The organism is Paenibacillus sp. FSL P4-0184, from assembly GCF_038004625.1.
Classification (GTDB): Bacteria; Bacillota; Bacilli; order Paenibacillales; family Paenibacillaceae; genus Paenibacillus_AQ.
The window spans coordinates 950,711-973,787 of record NZ_JBBORN010000002.1 but is presented as its reverse complement, the minus strand read 5'-3'; the positions used below and the strand labels follow the sequence as shown (position 1 = coordinate 973,787).

20 protein-coding genes are annotated in these 23,077 nt (G+C 40.3%); 2 read left to right on the top strand and 18 right to left on the bottom strand.

The window, feature by feature from the left end; all coding sequences use genetic code 11:
* Positions 1 to 6 precede the first annotated feature (6 nt).
* The 8 genes from MKY52_RS26255 to MKY52_RS26220 all read right to left on the bottom strand — a co-directional run bounded on the left by MKY52_RS26255 (position 7) and on the right by MKY52_RS26220 (position 10,990).
* Positions 7 to 2,592, bottom strand: coding sequence for a hypothetical protein (locus MKY52_RS26255; protein ID WP_341054536.1), 2,586 nt, complete (start codon positions 2,590 to 2,592; stop codon positions 7 to 9).
* A 136-nt stretch (positions 2,593 to 2,728) separates the two neighbouring features.
* Positions 2,729 to 4,063: a hypothetical protein gene (locus MKY52_RS26250; protein WP_341054535.1), complete on the bottom strand. Its 1,335-nt coding sequence runs from the start codon at positions 4,061 to 4,063 to the stop codon at positions 2,729 to 2,731.
* On the bottom strand, positions 4,060 to 5,148 hold the full coding sequence (locus MKY52_RS26245) for a DUF58 domain-containing protein (RefSeq protein WP_341054534.1): 1,089 nt from the start codon (positions 5,146 to 5,148) through the stop codon (positions 4,060 to 4,062). Before MKY52_RS26245 ends, MKY52_RS26250 begins: the two co-directional genes overlap by 4 nt.
* Before the next feature lie 3 nt (positions 5,149 to 5,151).
* Positions 5,152 to 6,129, bottom strand: a complete 978-nt coding sequence (locus MKY52_RS26240) for an AAA family ATPase (protein ID WP_341054532.1) — start codon at positions 6,127 to 6,129, stop codon at positions 5,152 to 5,154.
* A 138-nt stretch (positions 6,130 to 6,267) separates the two neighbouring features.
* Entirely contained in the window at positions 6,268 to 7,356 is a 1,089-nt protein-coding gene (locus tag MKY52_RS26235; protein WP_341054530.1) for a GerAB/ArcD/ProY family transporter, read from the bottom strand.
* Positions 7,357 to 7,376: 20 nt separating this feature from the next.
* On the bottom strand, positions 7,377 to 8,531 hold the full coding sequence (locus MKY52_RS26230) for a Ger(x)C family spore germination protein (RefSeq protein ID WP_341054528.1): 1,155 nt from the start codon (positions 8,529 to 8,531) through the stop codon (positions 7,377 to 7,379).
* Positions 8,528 to 9,970 (bottom strand): spore germination protein, encoded by a 1,443-nt coding sequence (locus tag MKY52_RS26225; RefSeq protein ID WP_341054526.1) that lies wholly within the window; start codon positions 9,968 to 9,970, stop codon positions 8,528 to 8,530. Before MKY52_RS26225 ends, MKY52_RS26230 begins: the two co-directional genes overlap by 4 nt.
* A gap of 159 nt (positions 9,971 to 10,129) precedes the next feature.
* Entirely contained in the window at positions 10,130 to 10,990 is an 861-nt protein-coding gene (locus MKY52_RS26220) for a DUF421 domain-containing protein (protein ID WP_076298929.1), read from the bottom strand.
* Positions 10,991 to 11,198: 208 nt separating this feature from the next.
* Between MKY52_RS26220 and MKY52_RS26215 the strand changes: the two genes are divergently transcribed.
* Positions 11,199 to 11,405, top strand: a complete 207-nt coding sequence (locus tag MKY52_RS26215) for a DUF1657 domain-containing protein (protein WP_036678243.1) — start codon at positions 11,199 to 11,201, stop codon at positions 11,403 to 11,405.
* An 85-nt stretch (positions 11,406 to 11,490) separates the two neighbouring features.
* Here MKY52_RS26215 and MKY52_RS26210 read toward each other — a convergent pair whose 3' ends face one another.
* From MKY52_RS26210 to MKY52_RS26170, 9 genes are all read right to left on the bottom strand, one after another.
* On the bottom strand, positions 11,491 to 13,239 hold the full coding sequence (locus MKY52_RS26210; RefSeq protein WP_341054524.1) for a sensor histidine kinase: 1,749 nt from the start codon (positions 13,237 to 13,239) through the stop codon (positions 11,491 to 11,493).
* A 16-nt stretch (positions 13,240 to 13,255) separates the two neighbouring features.
* Entirely contained in the window at positions 13,256 to 14,842 is a 1,587-nt protein-coding gene (locus MKY52_RS26205) for a response regulator transcription factor (protein ID WP_341054522.1), read from the bottom strand.
* A gap of 168 nt (positions 14,843 to 15,010) precedes the next feature.
* Positions 15,011 to 16,696: an extracellular solute-binding protein gene (locus MKY52_RS26200; RefSeq protein WP_341054519.1), complete on the bottom strand. Its 1,686-nt coding sequence runs from the start codon at positions 16,694 to 16,696 to the stop codon at positions 15,011 to 15,013.
* A 72-nt stretch (positions 16,697 to 16,768) separates the two neighbouring features.
* Positions 16,769 to 17,665: a carbohydrate ABC transporter permease gene (locus MKY52_RS26195; protein WP_042127373.1), complete on the bottom strand. Its 897-nt coding sequence runs from the start codon at positions 17,663 to 17,665 to the stop codon at positions 16,769 to 16,771.
* 29 nt (positions 17,666 to 17,694) lie between these two features.
* Entirely contained in the window at positions 17,695 to 18,663 is a 969-nt protein-coding gene (locus tag MKY52_RS26190) for an ABC transporter permease (RefSeq protein ID WP_042127372.1), read from the bottom strand.
* Between the two features lie 263 nt (positions 18,664 to 18,926).
* Positions 18,927 to 20,147, bottom strand: a complete 1,221-nt coding sequence (locus MKY52_RS26185) for an FAD-dependent oxidoreductase (protein ID WP_341054516.1) — start codon at positions 20,145 to 20,147, stop codon at positions 18,927 to 18,929.
* A gap of 82 nt (positions 20,148 to 20,229) precedes the next feature.
* The gene (locus MKY52_RS26180) at positions 20,230 to 20,778 is read right to left on the bottom strand and encodes a YeeE/YedE thiosulfate transporter family protein (RefSeq protein WP_341054514.1); all 549 of its coding nucleotides are present in this window, start codon (positions 20,776 to 20,778) and stop codon (positions 20,230 to 20,232) included.
* A 34-nt stretch (positions 20,779 to 20,812) separates the two neighbouring features.
* On the bottom strand, positions 20,813 to 21,040 hold the full coding sequence (locus MKY52_RS26175) for a sulfurtransferase TusA family protein (RefSeq protein ID WP_036678256.1): 228 nt from the start codon (positions 21,038 to 21,040) through the stop codon (positions 20,813 to 20,815).
* 65 nt (positions 21,041 to 21,105) lie between these two features.
* On the bottom strand, positions 21,106 to 21,795 hold the full coding sequence (locus MKY52_RS26170) for a YeeE/YedE thiosulfate transporter family protein (RefSeq protein ID WP_042187846.1): 690 nt from the start codon (positions 21,793 to 21,795) through the stop codon (positions 21,106 to 21,108).
* A 174-nt stretch (positions 21,796 to 21,969) separates the two neighbouring features.
* Here MKY52_RS26170 and MKY52_RS26165 point away from each other — a divergent pair, with 174 nt between their 5' ends.
* Positions 21,970 to 22,854: a LysR family transcriptional regulator gene (locus tag MKY52_RS26165; protein WP_341054512.1), complete on the top strand. Its 885-nt coding sequence runs from the start codon at positions 21,970 to 21,972 to the stop codon at positions 22,852 to 22,854.
* Between the two features lie 2 nt (positions 22,855 to 22,856).
* Here MKY52_RS26165 and MKY52_RS26160 read toward each other — a convergent pair whose 3' ends face one another.
* On the bottom strand, positions 22,857 to 23,072 hold the full coding sequence (locus MKY52_RS26160; RefSeq protein WP_042187842.1) for a sulfurtransferase TusA family protein: 216 nt from the start codon (positions 23,070 to 23,072) through the stop codon (positions 22,857 to 22,859).
* Positions 23,073 to 23,077: the final 5 nt, after the last annotated feature.

Genomic DNA, 23,077 nt, shown 5'->3' with positions numbered 1-23,077 from the left:
GAATTCCTACTTCTCAGTTACTGCTCTATCAATCTTTATGCTATATGCCTGGCTGGCCAGCTCGATCCGTTCTCCTTGGAACTCATCATACAGTGTGATTCGGTACGAACCACCCTCCAAATTCTTGTACATATTATTCGTAAAGGTCGCAGTATACGAGTTGTTATTCCCTTCAAGAAGTTCGGTGCCGATGTTCAAGCTTCGTTCCTGTGATAAGCCATACGGATCTGTCATTTTGAGTACTAGTTTATGGGTGAAGGTTCCCATATCGTAGGTACTGTCACGAAGCAGGTTGTAATTCATAACGATGTCTATAGTATTACTTCCTTTCAGTGATCGCCCTTCCGAACTTAGGACAGACATCGTGTATGGATATAGCGCAACTTTCGTCAAGTTATTCTCCGGTGGAGTAGAAACTGGATTTAGACTCAATGAAGCAATGTTAATGAATCCCGTTGGTTCCTGACCAGGTTCAGACAGCTTATTCCCAGTAATTCCTGGACCTAGATACATACTTACGTCTGATGGAATAACGGATTTAGGCAATTTTGCCCAGTACGTTATTAATTGCTTACCACCAGGTGTAGCTGAAGTATCTGGCTGATTCACTGTAGCTTCGAATAGCTGGCCATCTGCCGTTTTAAAGTAACCCTGAAGGCGAGCCATTTTGCTTTGTCTTTTTTCCTCACTGCTAAGCAGTAGCTCTGTATATACGATATTAGAATTGAGACCTTCATAAATAATTGTTTTGTTCTCTTGGACATTAGCGTTCTTGCCTTTACCGGTGATTGCATAACTTCCCCCACGTTCAATAGTCGCTACAGCATTCATCGTACTGTTCGTGCTAAGCGACAGGAACGAGCTCTTCTCTTCTTTTACCGTTGTAAAGAGGTTCACTTTTAATTTATCGAACTCTTGCGTGTAAGGGATTTTGGAAAATACATAGATTTCCGCATTTTTCCCAGGCGCAATCGTCGAGGTTTCCTTGTCCATAAACAGTTCTGTAGAAGAAGACACATCGTCATTGTCTACTTGCACAGATCCTTTTAATTCTGGAAGTGTTAAAGCCACCGATTGCGAATTCTTAATATTTATTCTAGCAACAACGATGTCATCATCTTTCCAAGGAAAGCGCTGCAAAGACAGCAAGTTATAAGTGAAAGAACCATATTCATTGGATGCACTATACTCCACGCCCTTTTGAACCTCTGGCCGAAGTGTGTAGGAAATTGTGTAGTAGGCAATCGGTACTGTCAGCTTGGCTGTATTACCCGTACTGACATTATTCCCTTCAGATCCTGTTCCCTCACCTGAACTGCCCGTTTCTGTATTAGCTGGAGCTGAAACAGCCTCTATCATTTGCAATTGCAGCGAACTCTGCTCAATCTCAAGCGGAATTTGTGCGGTAAGTGGAATGATTTTTTCTTCCAAAGGTTTTATGGTTAAGCCGCTCAATCCCTTCGCATTGATCGGAAAGGTTGTCCCTGTTGAAGATTTGACGGCAAGCTCATACGTTGGCAACGTAACGGCCGTCTTCCCTACATTTTTCACTCGAAGCTGGAAGGTCCAAATCCCTTTATTATTCTCAGCGTATACGTTTGCGTTGTTTAACTGAGTTTCTATCGGATTATTATTAATGGTGATTTTCTTGGTCACACCTTTACCTACCACCAAATTAGGGGTTGTAGCTGCCGGTAGCTTGTACGAGGATTTAGCGATCTCAAGCTTCAGTGCTTCATCTTTTTGCGTAAATTGCAGCTTCATATTATCCGTCTTCATATAAGGAGGAATCTCGGCAAGATAATAGATAGTCTTCTTCTCCTGCGGCTGAATCTTGTAACTAATCTGAGAACGATCAAGTGCTAATTCATACGAACTGCCACCTGCAGAGAGTAAATAAGCCGCATAACCCGGATCACTGAGTACCTTACTGCCCTTATTGGTCAGGCTTATACCCACCTTGGCATAAACTTTCCCATTATATTTATAGAGCTCCAAGGACTCACTTTTAGCGATGACAGGAATGTCATTCATTGTGGTGCTAACATTTTTTCCATTTACAGCAGTTGGGGAATAATTAGCTGGTACAGTAAAGCTTCCTGCATGCTTTAAATAACCTTTGGTTTTGGAATCCCATACATACATGGGAATCTTAATCCCTTTTAACGAATTGGTCTTGCCTATGTTGACGTAATATGTAACCCGCAAGCTTTCTTTAGCACCAATCTTCTTCTTAGTCGCGTCAGCGCTCAGTGGGTTACCCGGAATAACCGAACCCCCTGGCGTCGTCACTCTCGAAAAATAATACATTAGGTTCGCGTTTTTACTGCTCCCATTCGAATAATTCAGGGTATAGGTTAAAATATTTCCACCAGGTTGTGACCAAATATTGACATCTTCTAATGTAGCTTTAATATTTGCTCCTAATGAAATGGAACCCAGATTACTAGGGGGTGTTACTGTTGCCGCAGCTACAGCTGGATTGGTACGAACAGCATTAGCTGGTGCCGCTGAAGCGGTATGGCCAGTCAGTTGACTGATGACAAAGGTACTTAATAGTAAAACAACATATGTACTGCTATGCTTTCTCATTTACTTCCCTCCACGAGTATTTTGCTAGAATTATTATAGTGGTAAGTACAAAACCAATTGTATCCATGTTGTAACACTTTTGAAGCGTTTGTAACCTATTTGTTCCTATTTGCATGAATTTGAAGAATATTCTATTCTATAATTTCAATTTATCTTTCAATGCAGCCACATCATTAGCAGAAGGTTTTTCTTCTCCATATCTAACTTTTTCATATAATTCAATCAATGAATTCGACGTATGAACCGTATGTTCTTCGCCCTTATGTTTAAGCTTGTTAAGAGCAGTCCATTTTATAATATCGTCTTCTGTTTCCTTCGGCGTAAGATAACTCTTAACTTCATAACCATGATCGTGCTTCAAATGAAGCCAACGCCGATATAACCAACGAACACGCTCCGTTTCACTATTCATCTGCTCCCAGCGGTCTTTTCGATGTCTTGGCGTAAGGCGAGTACTCCAGAAATCCTTTAGACCTTGAAGCGTTTGTTCCCATGTAAATACACTTTTTTCCTCATCAAGATAAGTTGTATTGTCCTTTGGAGTATGTTCCCTGCGAAGGATGGATAGCAAGGCATCCATGGCTCTCTTTAATTTCCCACCAGCATTTCTATACAACCACCGAAGTCCATAATAAGCTGCAACGCCCAATAACACAGCTCCAGCAACATATAAAGCAACATCTAATATAGCAGCTAGTAGACCAGGCTTTTCATCTCCAACAAAAGGTAGTTCCGGACTCGCTTGAGGCTGTTCTACTGGCGGAGGTAGCGGCTCACTTGACCCAGAGAATAAATTACTAATCCATCCGAAGAACGAACGAACCATATTCCATAGCAGTGTCCCAATAGCTTTTCCGACCCCTGCTGCTAACACGGCCGCAACAAGTCCTATACCAATGACATAAATACGGTTATTCCTTTGTAATCCTTTTGGCAAAGCTTTACCCTCTTGTGAAAGCGTACTATATTGTAAATAGCTACTATTAGAAATAAATAGTGTGAGTAATAGACACAAACTACCGCACCAGGTCAGTAGTGTAACACTTTCCTCCAAATCAGGAATTCTCCCAAAGACAATGGTCGCAACAAAATAGATTACAATACCTATCCAATACTTCTTACTGGACTGATCCCGAGAGTCAGCAGTCATTCCGAGAAAAGCGCATATAAAACCTGCGACACCTAAAGGCAGACTCTCGATAGACAGACTTCCTGCTGACAAAGCCCCAACCACCGTCCCAAGGATTAGAGAAGCAAGCAGTTGCTTCCATCTAACACTACACTGTTTTCGAAGCAGAATACCTACTAATAATATTAATGGTATGGCGGTCAGCCACATAGGTTCAACTTGCTTGGGCAGTACATAAACCTGAAACAGAATCCATACAGGTAAAACTAATAATAGTTCTAGGATAGAGTATATCCAGAGTTTGACCGTATTCCATACGTAACCAGATAACGGAAGTTTCATGCGCTCTCTCCTCCCTGTTCCGGAATATCCAGCCATTCTATACCATTGCCCAACACCAATAGGAGGTCAGCAGCCTCTTGTAATTCTGCTCCTCTATGACAGCTAATGATCAGAAAGTCTGTATCACTTATTCCACTCTCGCCTTGAAGAGCTAGCAATCGACTCATAGGAAGCGTTCTGTCTAGCTCCAGCTTAGCTAACAGCTCTAGCAAGTCTTCCAGCTCAGCCATAGGCTCTGCTTCAACAGGATCTCTTTCGCCCCCGTTATCCAATCTGCCGTTACAGATAAATCCCGTCTCAATTCCATGGCGCATGGCGTATTCGGCGATAGTGGCTGCATATCTTATCCCTTGCTCGATACGTTCCACATCCGTTACCGCTCTCCACATAGAATCACTGTCCTCTATATTCAGACAAATGACGAGCCTGGAATCCGCAGTGTAGTCTTTCTTATGTACCTGCATAGTCCCTGTGCGCGCTGTAGCCTTCCAGTTTATAAGTCCCATAGAATCTCCTGAGCTATACTCGCGAATACCTGCAGTCAAGAAAGGATCTTCTACGATCCATCTTTTCACTGGAAGTTCACCCAGCCAGCTATGTATCGGTAGCGGAAGATCGTCTAGATTCAGCAAATTAGGATAGACTAATAACTCTAATTGGAGAGGATACGTTTTATTTTTCCGGATCAATCCAAAGGGATCTCCAGTGGTCATAGTGACTGACTCCAAACGGTATATCCCACGCCGTTCGCAAGTTACTTGATGACGCCGTTTAATATGACGGTAAGATTTAAGAAAGAACAAGCTGATATGATTCTGGTAGATCTCACCCGTGCTAATGCCAAGATTATCTTGACTTCCAAATTCCAAGCCTCTTGCAATACTAGATTCCAGTCGAAGCCATGGTAATGGCAGAAGTTTCGCGTTAACGATCTCCTCGATCATCTCAAGTTGATCCCCTTCATAAGCAACCTTCGTTGAAAAATACCGAGTATAACTAAGCGCTTTCAGACCATTCCGTTCATAGATAACGGCAAGAAGGAACAGGAGAGCTACTGTAATAAAAATGAACCAAGGCAAAGCCATAGCTCATTCCACCTTTCCGCCTCTTAAGGACGCAATGAGTTCAGTCGGCACCTCTACCTCACGAAGCACTTGTAACACAATTTCCGCGGCCTGTCCCTCTTTAGAACCCAATCCACGATGAAGAAGCAGACGATGTGCAAGCACCGGAACAGCTACGGCTTTAATATCATCTGGTGTAACGTAAGATCTACCTTGGATTAGAGCATATCCTTGAGATGATCTAAGCAATGCTCCACTTGCACGTGGACTCGCCCCTAGTTTTACTGCCGTAGATTTGCGAGTAGCTTCCGTAATCCGAACGATATACGCTAGCAAATCATCACTAATACTCACGGAAGCGGCCAAACGCTGCGCAGTTTGAATATCTTGAGCGGCAGCCACAGCAAAAGTCTCTTCAAGAGGATTATTCTCACGGAAACGCTGCAAAATATGAATCCCTTCGTCAAATGAAGGATAACCCGTAGTAATCCGCATCAGAAATCTATCTAATTGAGCTTCGGGCAACGGAAAAGTGCCTTGGTTATCAATCGGATTCTGAGTAGCAATTACGAGAAAAGGTGCTTCTAAGCCATGAGTCACACCATCGATCGTGATTTGCCGCTCCTCCATACATTCCAGCAGACTGGATTGTGTTCTTGGTGTTGCACGGTTAATTTCATCAGCCAACAAAATATTCGCAAATACTGGACCTGGTCTAAACTGAAATTCACCTGTCTTTTGATTATAAAAATTAATCCCGCTTAAATCAGAAGGCAGCAAGTCTGGAGTAAATTGAATACGCTTAAATGTACAATCTAAAGATTTTGCAAGGACTTTGGCTAACAAAGTTTTACCTGTACCCGGAACATCTTCCAGCAGAACATGGCCATTCGCAAGTAATGCGGTTAGTAGCAGGTCTACTCCATCCTCTTTTCCAACAATGACTTTAGCTAGATTGGATCTAATAGATTTGATAAGTTCAGTGACTTCTTGAAGATTCATGTAAAATACACCATCCAATCTGGGAAATTAATGTAATTAGTCCTTTAATCATAACAGAAAGTGTATCCAATATATAATTCACAAGAAAAGGTTCTGCCCATTAAAAAGACAGAACCTAGATTTCCACTCCTAATTTATTTACTTCGCAGTTTTATTCCGATAGCGAAAGAAAGCCGTGATGGCATAATAGATCGGGATACTTTCAACGATTAGCCAAATGACAACAATAGCAAAACTATTATAGTGTTTATAATAACTGCCTATGTGTCGTGAATATAAAAAAGCTATCGTTATTGAAGTTATTGTTAAGAAGGGAATGTACATTTTTCTAGCTTTTGTATTAAACAAGCCGGATACACATCTCGAGGCTACATAGATAAGGAATGAGCTGTGTATGAACATAGAAGACGACCATATTCCAATTAATAGCGGATCCGAATTGCCTAGCAGATTATCTTGTTTGGCGCTGCGCACCAATTCAAGGAAAGGATATTGCAGTTCCCGACCCAAATGTGGACCAAAACTCATCATCGTCAGCGACCAACCAATTAAGACAGTGACTAAGACAAATATCGCCGTAAGTACTAATCTTTTCAACATCTTCGCTTCAAGCTTCAGATCGGGCACAACAAACAAGAGGACAATCCATTCTCCAAACCATGACATGACTACAATAGAGTCCTTTAGGGCAATCCCGGGATCATGATAATGAATGAAGGCGGGTAGCATATTGAAGTCCGCATTCGGGAGAAATAAATAAAATAAAATGATCATCGTTATAAAAAAAATAAGAAAAAGTCCATCCGCCATATACGCTATCGTTGTAAAGCCTAAACTTGCCGTATACATAATCACTAACCCAATTACACATTGAATAAACAGAGGTGGAGTTCCTCTCAAATAATTAGAACCAAAGAATAACACAAAGTTCTCAATATCAAAGGATGCATAATAAATACACCAACATAACAGCAAAAGAAGCATGAACTTGTGCGGCCATTTACCTATGATATCTTTTCCAAAGCTTACCCACGCTTGATTAGGTCGCAGCATACCGACGTGAAAAGTAAACCACAATAATATTAACCCTAATAAAGATCCCACTATTAAACCTATCCAGCCTTGATAGGATGAAGTAGCAATTAGAGTCGGAATCAAAAAAATAGTGGCTTGGGAGCTGAAGAAAATAATGAAAAAACGGAACAGCTGCCATTTCGATGTTTGCATAACTTCTCCCTCTAAACGTCTTATTTTGCTGTTCCAAAATCCACAATGCTAAAATCTGTCTTCACTTTAATATCAGCTTCTAGAGCATAATAATTTTCCCACCGCTCTCTAAGCTGCTTCCATTGCTTTGGATCGTTCCATTCCAGTAACAATCCGAGTTGCAGAACATCGGCACCTGCTTTTTGGGTATTACGAATAGCTTCGTTAAGATTATCAGAGACTTTCTCTTTAAGCTTCGCAATGATAATTTGACCGAGTTCCTCTGTATCCCTATTCTTAGGATCCCTTAAATAAATCACACTTGCTTTCCCCTTTAAATTCACTGTAAACACAGGACCCTTATCCGTTTTATTTAACTTTTTTGATGATTTTGTGCTTACAAATACAACACTTGCGGCACTTTTCCCCTCATCCCAATCGACGGAGTAAACGGCCAGCTTAAGACTGCCTACCGCCCAAGCTAATGCCCTTCCCTCTTTAAGCTTAAGAACTCCTTTCATCTTATCTTTTTGAAACAGCATTGCCCCTTGGATTCCTGCCCAGAATTCTGGTTTTCCATCTTTCGATGTTTCTTCTTTTTTTCCAAATGAAAGATTGTTGATAGCAAATCCAACACCGGATGCCTCAGCAAACATGCAATCCTTAATCGTAGTTGAAAACAAGTATCTCTCAGATCCAAAGTTCCTTAGTACATCCGAGGGTATTTGCTCGTAAATAGGTGTTAAAGTATTCATCTCTTTTGCATTTCCGGGACTAGCCATAACATGAGCGCCCAAAGGAAGACTTGGCTCTCTTTCAATCCATAATAGTAGTTCGCTGATTCCTTGTTCAGCATAGGTTTTCCCTAAGACAATTACCTTTAATTGAGCAAGACTAAGTTGACGTGTTAAGTCTTTTTGAATTAACAGCATAGCATCTGCAATCGTTTCTGCGGTCTTAGAAACGGTAGAATAAGTAGTTCCGTCACCTCCACCGCCAAGTGAAGGTTGTCCGGCTGCGTTAAGACGATTGGGCAAAGGTGAGTTAATCGTTATTTCAACAGTACCTGGTTCTTTGCCTTCATCAATAAACATTCCGTATACAAATGTTAGTTCATCCAGTTCTACCTTCGTCGACCAACAACCTGTTATATTTAGGAACAAGATTATAATAACTCCTATCTTCAGGATTCTCATTTTTCTTTCAGTCTCCTTTTATTCCTATCTGTATAAAGATTGCTGCGCTTCTTCATAAAGTTCGAGGGAAAGCGAGCGAATGTATCTTTCCAGTCCTGTAATACAAATGGGGCAACAGGTTGCAAATATGGAGCACCTAACGGTCTTAAGTTAGCTAAATGTCCGTAAATCAAAAAAGCTGTAATGTATACCCCGAGCAGCCCCATTGTTCCACCCATAACCAGTAACGGGAAACGAAGTAGTCGGAAAGTCAGACCTAGCTCATAATGAGGAATGATATAGGTGGCAATTCCGGTAATAGAAACAACAATAACCATTGGAGCGGATACAATTCCTGCTTGGACCGCAGCTTGACCAATAACGATCCCCCCAATAATTGAAACCGTCTGTCCTACAGGCTTTGGAATTCTAGTCCCTGCTTCTCTAAGTGCTTCAAAGGTAAGCTCCATAATTAAAGCCTCAGTAAGAGCTGAGAAAGGAATGTTCTCCCTTGCTGAAGCAATCGTAATTAACAGATTCGGTGGAATGATTTGAGGATGAAAAGTTGTAATCGCTACATAAAGCGATGGAAGAATCATGGATATGATTGAGAACAGAAATCTAACAATACGAATCCAGCTTGCTGCATAAAAGCTTTGGTAATAATCCTCAGAGGATTGCAGCATGGTAAAAAAAGATGTCGGAGCGAGCATTGCAGTAGGTGTTCCATCTTGTATGATTCCGATTCGGCCTTCCATTAAAGAAGCTGCCACCGAATCAGGGCGTTCTGTATATTGAAATACCGGAAATGGCGTGAGGTTACCATTCCTTAAATATTCTGATATATAACTAATGCCTAGTATCCCATCAATATCTATTTGATCTAGTTTCTGTTTAATCTCAGCAAGAACTTCTTTTTTATAAAGTCCTTCAATATAAACCACATACACATCAGTTTTTGTATATTTACCAATTGAATAATGAATGGTTTTTAGATCCGGATGTTTAATTTTATGTCGAATCAAAGAGAGATTCGTTTCTATGTCTTCAATGAATGCTTCTTGGGGACCAATCACTACAAGTTCGTTTTGTGATTCGGTCACTGATCTTTTTTGATATTGGGTAATTTCAAAATAATAAACATAAGGAAGATCCTCAATACAAAGTACTACTTTTCCAGCAACGATCATATCTACAATCTTCTGTAAGTCAAATGCCTTGAGGTAATGGATAGGAAAAACAACACCTTGATCTAACCGTTCTAAAAAATTCGGCCATTCCAGCTTTGCTTCTGCTTCTGTTTTTAGTGGCAAAGCAATACTTTCATGAAGTGTCTTAGAATCGATGATGGAAGGTATATAGATCAAAAGACAGGTATGCCCATGAACAGAAATGGACTGATACACCGCATCACTGCATTCCTTCAGTTGATCTTTAATGATTTCTATAATTTCTGACATAGGCTTTATACCTCCTGGGTTGTGACTTGCGAATCTGACTTAGTTTGCCAATTGTTTACGAGGTTTATACTTCATACTCCATTTGACTGTATATGAAAAAAAGAACCGATGCGAAAAACCGGTTCTTTCTTGCTTTTGGGTATGAAGTTTGTAAGCCCATCAACTTTGGATTAAAGGCTTTAGCACTTTCAAAGATGCTTGCAATTGCTCTGAGCATTGTTCGTACATTTTTTTAGCTTTTTCATTTTCTGTCGACAAACTGAACATTTCCAGATCCGCTTCACATTTTTTGAGTAAAGCATATAATTGTGGTTTATCTTGTGGCTGTGGAACTTTAAAGTTGTCGGCATACAAATCGACCGTCAGCTCACCGTAAGAATCAACTTGAGCGAGAAATACATTCTCGACGGTTAGCCCCATTTTCTCTAGCGCGCCATCAAGCCAGCTACGAGTCAGATTTAAGGTATCTAACGGTTTATCTAATACTTTCCCATCCATAATGACGGCTTGTGACTCTTTCTGTGGGGCAACCTTCACACCCAGGTCTTTTGCCGATAGAGGGAGATACTCCTTCTTAAGCAGAATATTAATCGCTCCATCAGACTCCATAATCGCAAATTCCACTTCAGATATATTGAATACATCCTTTTTACGTAACTCTTCCAATAATTCATCTGTTGTTAAACGTTCCTTTTTCATATGATCTTCGAGTATTTTCCCGTCCTTTATAAGAACGGTGGACTTAAAGTCAATGAAGTCTCTTGCTTTTTTACTCTTCATCTGAAGCCATTCAATTCCTAAAGAACAGGCGACCCATACAATCAGTGCAATGAGTCCTAAATGCCAATACTTATCCGTATCCAAAGAAATATAGGCGGCTAAGCTGCCGACGGTTATCCCCGTAATATACTCGAAGAACGAAAGCTGCGATACTTGTCTCTTCCCCAGTAATTTAGTTAAAAAGAAAAGCACAACCACAGCAAAGAGTGTTCGTACTACAACCTCCAACCACTCCGGCATCACAATTTTCCTCCTTTTTTAAATCAACACTTGTTTAGTAACACTCATTATTTGTCAAAAAAGGTCCATTCAATCCTGAATTAGACTACTTATTTATGGAAATCGGTTAACGTGTTAAGCTTGTATTTTTTTCCTGAATAACTAAAGTAACGGTTGAGGACAATAGGAAACGTCATGCTAGAAACTTAAAACAGAGGAGAGAAACCTAATGACAGTAGCCTCACAAGTTAAAACATGTTTATCTTCTTTAAAAGGCGCTCAAGCGAGCTTGGAGCAATTTGCACTTGAAACACAAAACGAAAGTGCAAAAACTTTATTCACAAATGCAGCTGAGCAAACACAACAAATCGTTACACAGGTTGAAAATCGGGTAACCGAATTAGAGTCAGAAGAACCGCAATACAAAGGTTTCTAACTTTCACTTGAATAATCAAAGGGGTCATTAAGCTAGCGATAACTAGCTTAATGACCCCTTTTCTATATCATCACTGCAATACCGCTTACTTTCTTTTTTTGGCAGGAATCAGGATCTGAACCGATGTTCCAATTCCCACACGACTATAAATACTTACGCCATACTCGGGTCCATATTGCAGTTTAATCCGTTGATCCACATTACGGACGCCATAACCTGTATTTGTATGTCCCTTCGAGTCAAAAATTTGATCAATACGCTCTTGTCTGATGCCTATACCATCGTCAATGATACGGAAGAGAATATTATCGCCTTCCTTACGTCCTACAATCCGTAAATGAATGTGATCACCGCACCAAGCATGCTTCAGCACGTTCTCGATAAAGGGTTGTAGAATCAGTTTAATGGTTTCATAAGGCCAGATCTCTGTATCAAAATCAAACATAACCTCCAAGCGATCACCATATTTAATTTTCTGGATTTCTAAATAGGCGTTTGCTTGCTCAATTTCAGTTGGAACCGGAATCATCGTACGGCCTTCATTAAGCGTTAAACGATAAAACTTCGCTAATTCCAGTACCATCTTCTGCAGCTTCTCATTTTGACCAAACTTGGCTAACTGAATAATAGACGACAAAGTATTGTACAGGAAATGTGGGTTGATTTGCGATTGTAGGATCTCAAGCTCCGCTTCCTTCTTCTGGAGCTGAGTAAGATATACCTCTTTAATCAACATATCAATATTTTCACCCATATCATTCAGCGCGGTTGCTATCTGAGAGAATTCATCCTTCCCCCGATATTTTATACGCTTGTGAAGATCACCTTCCCGATAGGCATTAAGCACATATACGAACTTATTAATCCGAATCGAAAAATAACGGGATATAAATATGCCTACAAAGCTAAAAACCACACAGCATATGAGACACATTAAGATAATAAACAAACGTACCTTCATTGCATCTTTTTCAAGGATTGCAATTGGAACAAGCGCGATTAATTGCCATGCTTGGTTAGCAACCATAATCGTTTCTTTAATCGTCAGGTAATCCTTATTTAGCTCGGCTTCATTAGTATAGTTCTCCGGTAGTTCACCCGATTGATACATCGTTCTTCCAAATTCGTTCTTTATAATTAAATTACTTCCTTTTCCTATCTTCGTATAATTGACACTGTCAAATAGATCTGGAATCCTTACATTAATCCGCAGGAATCCTATCTCTTTAGGCTCAAGAGGCTCGTATGTATCAATTAGTCTACGGAGCAACGAGATGCGATTATTCTCTACATCGCTCTCGATCTGCCACCATTTCATAGTTTCAGCGTATTTTTCAGTTGGAAAATCATAATACCAGGATTTACCTTCAATCCGTTTCATGTGGTAGAGATGATAAAAGCTACTATTATCCAAATAGCCCTCAAGTGAATTCGAATAGATCTCAGGGATCGATTCATTCTTTAAAAATAGCGACATCCCTATCTTCACACCTGTAGATTGAATAGCTACGTCAAGCTTCGGCAGCACCTTCTTAGACATCCGATCGTAATTTTCCCAGCCTTCCTCATAACTCCGAAGATTCCGATAAAAATCAAAATCACTGTATAATTGCGTTGATATTCGAGTAACTTCGTCCATTTTATAATCAATATTGTCACGAATCTGCAATAACGTTCCTTTAATATTCGTATTGATATGTTCGCGTAATGAATCATTATACATGGAATGAGAGACGAACCCTATCAAGGATATAGGGATAATAATAAAAAACATATACGTCAGCATTAACTTATACCCAATCGGCACATACTTATGTCTTCTTCGTATTTTCATAGAACATCATCCCCCATCACTTGTCGCGCTTACGATACTCCATAGGTGTCATACCATAAGCCTCTTTGAACTGTCTGCTGAAATAAGGGAGATACCGATAGCCTACCTTGCTGGCGATTTCATAGATTTTGCAGGTCGGATCTTTTAAAAGCTTGCCTGCTTGATCCATTCGAAGCTGTGTAAGTACTTCACTGAACGTTTTCCCTGTTTCCTCTTTGAATAGATAACCCAAATAGTTAGGGGAGAAAGAGAACTGCTGCGCAATATCTTTAAGCGTAAAGTTATCGCTCATTCTGTCCTGCATCGTTTGGATGATTTCTCTAATCAATTTATGGTTCACTGAATCTGATTTACTACGCAAGTACTCGGAGATCTCAAACGTTTTGAGCACGAGCCACGAGCGAATATCACTGATCGTATCGAATTGATGTAAAACATCTAAACTATGTATTTCCATACCTAAAATTTCAAATAAATCCTCACTAACATCCTTTAACTGCTGATCCAGCTTCCAAATGATATACATAGCCAGATTATGAATAGTGAATTTGGATCTTAAACTACTTACAGAGCGGAATAACTTGTCGATCTCATCATAAATAAGTACTAACTCATACTCTTTCACCGCTTTAAACAACGTATCCATACGGGTATCTAACATACGAGCATCGATCATCCCTGGTTCACTGCTAACGGTCTCATACATTATAAGATTGCCTTTGCCAATAAACATTTTTCCGTCCACAGCTTCCATAGCTTGTCGATAGGAGATATGAATCTGTTCCATAGAAAATGTTGGTTTGCCTACACCTACAGTCATTGTGACTGGAAACTTCGCACGAATCGAGGCGTAAATATCCTCAGTGAACTTTTCCATTTCCTGCTCGTTAATCAATAATGCAATCCGATAGGACGATACCTTGTAGCAATGTGGCATTCCGTGCTTCTGACCTATTCTATTCACTTCACAAAGGAAGTCCTTGGCCATTTGATGTTTAGAGAGATTATCCTGTCCTTGAAGCCAGTTGAAGTAGTCAAGCTCCAAGACAGCTACACGAACAGGCCAATTCAGCTTATCCAGACCGTATGACTTCACAAGCGACAACATTCCGGCCTGGCTACCCTCTTCCCCTTCCCATTCCCCTTCGAATAAGCGTATCAACAAATCATTTTTGGCCATTGGAATCATATGCTGATAGGCTTCTTCAACATCACGGCGTTTACGTTCATCGTCTAAATCCTGCCTTACTTTCTGAAGTGCAGCAATGAGTTCACTATCATCCATTGGCTTAAGGACGTAGCTATAAGCCTTTAGTGACAGTGCTTGCTTAACATAGCTAAAATCTTGGTAACCGCTTACAAATATCACGCGTATATCCTTTTTTTTCTCTATGGCAATTCGAGCCAGCTCAAGGCCCGACATATTCGGCATATTCACATCGCTTACGATAATATCAATAACATGCTGATCTAAAATATCGCACGCGGTAAACGCGTTATTTGCTGCCTCCACAACTTCCATACCAAGCTCATTCCAAGGAATAAATTGTCTCATACCTTCTAGATCCAGCATCTCATCGTCTACTAATAATACGTTGTACATCAACAAGTCCCCCTTTGAAATGCATAAATCTGTCCCTGTAAATTCTACCATTACTCTTTCCCAGTATACCATTCATAAATTTGTCTACCAGCCTATAAACAATGAATCATCAGAATACAACGTAAAAACGAAGGCTTGCCTAGTAGCAAACCTTCGTATTACTAATTATTATTTTCCTAAAGCTTTCTTGTTTTCTGTCCATACTTTTGTAACATAATCAAGGAATTTCTCATAACCAACCTTCATGGAATCATCATGTGCTTTGTCAAGAATGGCTAATGCTTCTGCATCGGTCTTCGCATACATTGATTTCGCTCTAGCAGTTAGCCAGATATCTCTAACGCTTTGTCTGATAATACCTTCTTCACTGTCTGGAGCCGGATCCCAGTTTAGGAACTCCGTAAAGTCGCCTTGTGAAGCCCACGTTACTTCCATCTGCCAACGGTTACTAAAGTCAATCTTATCAGCTGGAAGGGTTTGCAACATCATTTTCTTCGTATTATCCAAGAAAACCGTGTTTCCTACCCAAACCAAGTCACCAGCCTTACCGCTGATTTCAGACAATGCTTCTGGCTCATTTAGATATTTATCTTTATTAAATTTAGGAGTAAGTCCATCTGCTTCAAATCCATCCCAGTAAGCGTCTGGTCCTGGAGGGCCCCAGTTCAGAACCATAGAACCTTCTGCACCTGTCATCCAATCAAGCATTGCGAATACAGCTTCTGGATTTTTAGCGTTTTTAGTGATTGTAGCAACGTTCCATCCTAACTGATTGTACGTTCCCGGTGTGATTTTACTTTGATCCAAGCCCGGTTTGTAGATTGGTTTAATAAACATATAACCATCTTCCGGATTTTTCTTCTTCATCTCTTCATCAGCAGTAGCGAGCAACTTCATCGGATCGAATGTCGCAATCACAGCGAACTTGCCATTCATCGCTTTCTCTCTAATCTGGTCTTCTGTTTGGGTATTCGCATCCTGTGTCATAAGCTTCTCACGCATTAATTTAGCACCAAAGACAACGGACTCACGGAACCCTTCATCTTTGTAAATGGAAGCCATTTTATCGCCATCAGGTACAGCATATATTCTAGTAAACGAAAGGTTATTCTCTTTAAAAGAGGAGAACAACTGGTCAATACCGTTACCATCTTTCGCTAAGCCAGTCTCAAACGGAATAACATCTGGGAACTTCGCTTTAACAGCATTTAAGTAAGCATACAAATCATCCGTAGTCTCTAGCTTAGGAGAACCGAGTTCTTTGTAAATTTTCTTATTGATCGCATAACCAGCATTACCGTTTGGCTGTGTTGTATAATAATTCGGCAGCTGATAGATTTTCCCATCAGGAGAACGAAGCAATTCCAAATGTCCAGCTGTTAAGTACTTTTTAAAGTTTGGATATTTATCAATGTATTCATCCAAAGGAACTAGCATATCTGCTTGACGAAGACGCTCTACGTCAGCACCTTTCTCAGTCCAAACAATATCCGGCAGCTCATTACCGACGATCATCGTTTGCAGCTTCTGAGCATTATTACCACCGGAGCTAATGCCAGTGACATTAATTTTCAAATTATCTAAAATCCATTTAGAAGCAGCATCTTTGCCCCATTTCGGCATTTGATACCAGCCGTAGTTTCCGTAGAATGATACTTCAAGCGGTTCTTTCCCTAACTCATACAAATCAGCTGCTGGAGCTTCAGTTGCTGTGTTAACCGCTGTTCCTCCTTCTTTCACTGGTTCAGCAGTTGCAGCTGGAGCGCTTGAATTGTTGCCACTACAACCCGCCACCACAGTCGACAATAGCAAGGTAGACAACGTTCCGAGAAGCATCTTTCTCTTAGTCTTCAATGTATTTTCCCCTTTCAATTTGTAATCTATGTTCAAAGCAATACGCTCTAAACCCCATCTCATTCTATCATCCTACTCTTTCAATGATCCGACCAAGACACCTTTAACGAAGAATCTTTGTAGGAATGGGTATACACATACAATCGGAATGGTTGCAACCATGATCGTAGCCATCGTTAATGACTTCGACGTTATTTTCTTGGCTGAGTTAATATGAGCAATGGAACTTGCATCTACATTAGACAGCTGTTCTGAAGCAATATTAGAGAACAATATCTGTCTCAAGATGGTCTGAATCGGCATTAACTCCTCTTTCGTAATGTAAATACTCGCTACGAACCACTCATTCCAGTGATTGACTGCTGTGAACAATGATAATGTTGCGATGACAGGCCCTGACAAGGGAAGTACGATTCGAAGAAAAGTCCCCCAGTATCCGCAGCCATCAATCTTTGCTGACTCTTCTAAACCTTGCGGAAGACCTTGGAAGAAGGTCCGGAATATGATCATATTCCATACGCTGACAAGTGCAGGAATAATAAACACCCAAAATGAGTTGAAGAGGCCTAAACTTCTGATAAGCATGTATGACGGAATGAGTCCCCCACCGAAATACATTGTAATGATACACATAATCATGTAGTATTTGCGACCCATTAGTTCGCGCTTCGACATCCCATAAGCAAATATCGAAGTGGCCAATATCGCTGTTACTGTACCAATTACCGTCCGCAATGTTGCAATGACGAATCCACCCATTAAACGAGAATCTTCAAATACGATCTTATAATTCTCAAGCGTGAACTCACGGACCCAGAAAGTAATTCCGCCTTTGGAAGTATCCATCCCCTCATTAAAAGAAATCACAAGTGAATTCCAAAATGGATAAAACGCGGAGAATGCCAGTAAGGTCAAGAATACATATATGAATCCAATAAACAATCGGTCTCCTATGTTAGTACGTTTCATAATTCAGTCCCCCTATATTAAGTAATTCATTACCACAAGCTGTTTCCCGCTCTTCTGGCAATGAAATTTGCAAAGGTAAGTAATGTCACACTGATAACGGCCTTGAACAATCCGATAGCAGTCGCATAGGAGTACCTGAAGTTATCTATACCGACACGTACAACATATACATCAACTGAATCTGATACCTCTCGTAGAGCCGGATTGGAAGCAAGGATCAAAATATCTTCAAATCCTGCATTCACCAGATTACCGATCGCCAGAATCATAAAGATGATCACAACTGGCATAATGGAAGGCAACGTAATCAAATATATCTGTTTAAAGCGACTCGCACCATCCATCGAAGCAGCTTCGTATAAGTGCGGATCAATACCAGCAATGGCAGCTAAGTAAACGATCGAAGCAAATCCAATTTCCTTCCACACATTGGTTGTGACTAAAATGCCCCAGAAATATTCGGTCATAGAAAGGAAGTTAATCGGTTCATCAATAAATCTCAATTTCTCAAGCAGCATATTTATACTGCCATTATCTACGGAGAGCATCGAGGTAACCATCGAGCCGATAACCACCCAAGATAAGAAGTGAGGCAAGTATGTAACGGTCTGAATAACCCGTTTAAAGAACATCTTACGAACTTCGTTCAGCATTAACGCCAAAATAATCGGTGCAGGAAATCCAAAACAAAATTTCAGCAAGCTGATTATGATTGTATTTTTCATAACCACTTCAAATTCAGGAGCATTAAAGAAGTAAATAAAGTGCTTTAATCCAACCCAATCACTGCTAATAAAGCTATTACCTAACTTGTAATCTTGAAAAGCGATCAGAATACCATACATGGGGATATAGGCAAAAATAAAAACTAAAACAAGTGCTGGCAATACCATAAGCTGCAGATCTATTTGCTTAAAAAAGCGTCTTATCCCGCTGGTCCGATGCTTGCCGAGATTCGGTCTTGATGTCTTGTCTGGTGCGACGCTTGCGTTCGCCATATGTAAGTCCTCCTAAACCTAGATTCTTATAAATAAAGCATCTTTCATGGCTTTCTCTCTTTTTGCAGCCTTGGTTCTCCTCTACTCTCCCTCCGTTGATTTGCTATCTTATGAATTAATCTTAATATCTAAGCGCTTTCAAAGGTATATGACAAAACAACTATTATTGATACTTTGACACTTTCTTGAAATAGCTCGTCCAATTTAATAAAAGCATAATTAAAAAAAGCCCTATGCAGAGATATCTGCATAGGGCTTTTCCATCAATTCGTTAGAGCATTCAATATGTTATCGCTTATCTTGTCTGTAATTACTCTTTGGATCTTTCCATCATCTAGATAAACTATGGAAGGTACTGAATCTATTCCCAGCTTGGCAGCAAGTCCGGGTGACTTATATACATCTACCTTTGTGACCCTGATCTCAGTATGGGATTGTTCAAACGCCTCAAAGAGTGGTAATAGCTCCCGGCAAGAAGGATCAGTTGCATTCCATAAATAAACAACGGATGGTTTTCCTTGATTTAGAATTTGATGCTCATAAACCTCACATTCAGAGATATACTTCTCTGCACCATACCCTGCAATGGCACCATCACCGACAGCTGTAGCCACTTGCTTAAGGAACTTATCACATACATCGCCTGCTGCGAACACACCAGGTATATTTGTTTCCATTTTTTCATTGACTAGGACATATCCATTTCGATTCAACTCAACTACACCTGATAAAATTTCTGTGTTCGGGGTATATCCAATAAATAAGAAACATGAATCAACCTTTACGTTTTGCAGTTCATTAGATTTTAAATTTTTCAGGACGACGGAATTCAAACGTTCCTCACCTTCGAAAGAACTTACCACCGTATTCCACATGAATTCCATTTTAGGGTTTTCTAGTGCCTGCGTTTTGGCAATTTCATTACAATCCATTTTCCCATGATCATGCATAACAGAAACGATTACTTTATCTGCAAACTTGGTCAGAAACATTCCTTCTTCAATAGCTGCATCACCACTGCCAACAACCATAACCGTCTTTCCCGTATTTGCTGCAGCGTCACAGGTTGCACAGAAAGAAATTCCTTTATCATATAAGAACATATCTTCATTAGCTGCCCCGGTAATTCTTGGTTTTCCCCCACTGGCTATAATAATGACCTTGCACTCATAACGAACCCGAAAGGTCTCCACTACCTTAATATCTTCCGCTACCGAAACAGATTTTACATCTGTCATTTTAAAATCCACACCAAATTTCTTAGCTTGTTTATGAAATAATCCCATAAGGTCTGTACCGGTCGTTCCTTCAGGAAAACCAGGATAATTTTCTATTTCATTAGTATAAGTGGCAAGACCACCTACCAGTGATTTTTCCAAGAGAAGAGTCTTTAATTTTGCACGTCCACAATAGATTCCCGCTGTTAAACCAGCAGCCCCGCCACCGATAATGACGACATCATACTGTTCTGTCTTCTTTTCCATTCCTTTTGTCCCTCCTGTGAGTCTGTGCCTTAATAAAATAGGCTGACTCTCGTCAGCGCTACAAGCTCAGCCTATTTCACTTTTACATAAAGAATTTGGCTAATAATTTACTGCCTATAAATGCGCCAACCAGCAGGAACAATCCAAATATCCATCCTGAAAGCGATAAGGAAGCTATAGCTGTAAACAATGCACCAATATTACATCCATTAGCCAGTCTAGCTCCGTACCCCATGAGCAACCCACCAATTACCGCTGCTACAACCTGCTTTTTGGACTTAATTTTCTTCAGCTTGAATTCGGAAGCAAACAAAGTCGCTGCTAAAGCACCTAATATAATCCCTAGATTTCGAATGGACCCACCATCATTTAAAAATCCGGAAGATAATGTTTTTTGAGCTTTCTCCGTACTAAAATAAGCCCAGTTATCTACATTTCCTCCTACCAATCGATACGCCCAAGCTCCCCAGTCTGCAAAGGCGCTGGTTACTCCCCATCCTTTTGAGAAAACTGCCAGATGTGCTGTAGCAAACACAGCGAGAAGTACAGCTCCAGTTACATAAGTAAACGGTTCTTTGAGCAATTGCTTGTAAAAGCGGTTAGACGATATCTTCAACCAGAATTCGTTCACCGTTTCCTTCACCGTCCTTTCCTAGTAACCGATGTTATTTTACCTTCTCAATAACAACTTCCCATTCTCCATCATCAACCTCTTCGATTTCCACATTATGTCCCTGTTTTCTCGCCCATTCTGGAACGTTCTTCATTGCGCAGCTATGATCAATAGCTACTACTAGTACATCACCTACATTGAGTTCAGTCATTTTCTTTTCTGTTCTCATTAACGGAACCGGACAAGCTTCTCCCATGCAATCAAGTGTAAATTCAGCCATTTTAAAAACCACCTTTATATTTTTTTGGAATAACAATAGTGAAAATATTCACGTAATAATCTAAACTAATCTGCGCTTCCCATCTTTTTCTCTTGCCATTTAACAGCTGCAATGTATAACAGAAGAATAATCAGGAACTGAACAACCAGTGCTCCAAGCCAACCAAAGACGTCTGGTAAAAATACAGTTGGTGCATCCTTTATAACGTTAGCTCTCCACCAACCCATATCATGTGATCCCCAAAGTGAACCAATGACAAAAAACACAAGTGAAAGCATCTGCATCGTGAATCCTTCACCTACACGCATCAATGTACCCGAAGCGCATCCACCCGCGATAACCATGCCAATTCCGAATAATACAGCACCAATGATCAAAGCTAAGCTGATTTGACCCACATTGTCCATCCCAGGAATCGGTTTACCTTCCAGGAACGCTGGATACTTAATGGCTGTAAATCCGATCGTAGCGAGAGAAAATGCAATAAGAACCGCTCTTGTAACTGATGTGCTGCCTGTAATACAGGGATCTCTAAGTGATGCAGTAAAGCAGAAACGTGATCTTTGCAAAATAACGCCAAACGAAATACCGAAAAGCAGGTAGACAACCATTTTATCGTGGGAATGGTCTAGGAAAAAACCAAACCCAATAATGAGAGCAGTGACCAGCAACGCGATGGGCAACTGACTCTTTTTAGGTTTTCTAGGAGCTCTGGTTCGGGTTGATCTCGTTTCGGGACTTACGGTTTGCCCCATAGTCTAACACCTCCATCGTTTTTATGTAATTGACTATGTGAAAATAGTAACATACTTATTTAAGCTGTGGTTATCTGCTTTCTTTATGCTGTATAAGTGTTACTAATGGCACAGATGGAGCGTAATCAAGTATGCTATAGTGTGCACTAACAGCGGGCAACAGGAGGAATAAGTATGAATATGGAAACGCTTAAATTATTTTTAGATATCGCTTCGTTAAAAAGTATATCTAAAGCCGCTCAGAAATCTCATATCACCCAATCCGCACTTAGTCAGCAGTTGAAATCATGGGAGAATACCCTGGGTTCTGAACTTTTTGTGAGAAGTAATAAAGGCGCTAGCCTAACCGAAGCAGGGATTATTGCGGAGAAGTACGTGGAGCAAATCTGTAAATTGTATGATGATATGATCACAGAAATCAATCATTTACAGCCAACACAACAAGAGCTGTCTATTTATGCAATTCCGGAGGTCTGTAATTATGCTCTCCCTTGTACCTTGTATGAGGTAAAAAAACATTTTCCCAATTGCCATATCACTTTAAATGAAGGGGCATCGTCCTTAGTAGAAGAACGTTTACTTCTTGAAGAAGGTGATATCGGGTTTATTTCCGGTCCCTCTCCAAAATCCGAATTAAGCTCACATATGGTATTTTCAGATCAAGTTATGTTGGTGGCAAGCCATACGACCGTTTGCCCTGATAAAATCACATTGAATGAGCTCCCCAATTATCCTTTAATCTGGTCCTCACAGCTTCATTGTGTGCAAAGGGCATTGAACGCCGTATCAGTGGGCGAGCTTAAATTAAATATACTCTTTAATCTAGACTCTCTTGAGGCGGTAAAGCTTGCTGCCATTAGAGGGCATGGTCTCGCCTTTCTCCCTTATATGTCCATAAAAAAAGAGTTATATAGTAAACAACTCAAGATCATTCCTATTGATCAGTTCCAGGTCAATAACGATGTCTACATGATAAAGAAACAAAATCAGCGCTGTGATAACGATACGAAACAATTAGTTCGATATATTGAAAAGACTTTAATAGATACTTTGTGTTGAGCTTAAACCTCAATCGTAATTTCCCATACTCCATTAATCACTTCTTGAATGGAACATTTTAGATTTGAACCACGACAGTAATCCGTGATAGAAACTTTCGCGCAGCTATGATCAGTAACTAGCATTACCTTTTCACCCTTCTGAATGGCTTTTTGATGTTTTTTTAACATCATTACTGGTACTGGGCAGATTTCACCCAAACAATCAATTTCAATCATGAAGC